This is a genomic window from Dyella sp. ASV21 (assembly GCF_016428975.1).
In the GTDB taxonomy this organism is placed as follows: domain Bacteria; phylum Pseudomonadota; class Gammaproteobacteria; order Xanthomonadales; family Rhodanobacteraceae; genus Dyella.
On sequence record NZ_JAELTT010000174.1, the window covers coordinates 1 to 450 of the forward strand.

The 450-nt window shown below is 64.9% G+C and carries 1 pseudogene; it reads right to left on the minus strand.

Annotation, left to right across the window (positions count from 1 at the left end):
* Positions 1 to 450: pseudogene (locus JHD67_RS21455) on the minus strand (hypothetical protein); the annotation flags it as partial.

The following is a 450-nucleotide window of genomic DNA, read 5'->3' on the forward strand; positions in this document are numbered from 1 at the left end:
TATTCAGCTGGCTGCCGTTCACCGCGTCCACGCTGTCCGACGCCAGCGAACCCGCTGCCACGTTCTTCAGCGTGCGAGCGTTGCCATCCTTATCGGCAAAGTCCACCGCCTCGCCATCGGTACCTGCGCCCACCGTCAGGTTCGCACCCGGGGCTGCCTGCTGCACCAGACCGATCTGACCCTGGTTCAGCTGCTCGGTCAGATTGGTGATGTTGGTGGTGTTGCCATCCACGCGGCCATCCAGCTGCGACAGCGCGTCACCCACGTTGTTGAACGTTTCGCTATTGCCCGAGGTGTCCGTCAGCTCGTACGACGGTGCCGTTACCGTGCCCGTCGACGGATCGAACTGCGCACCACCGCCCAGTGCATCGGCGACGCTCTGCGCGGCCGTATTCAGCTGGCTGCCGTTCACCGCGTCCAGGCTGTCCGACGCCACCGATCCGTTCGCCA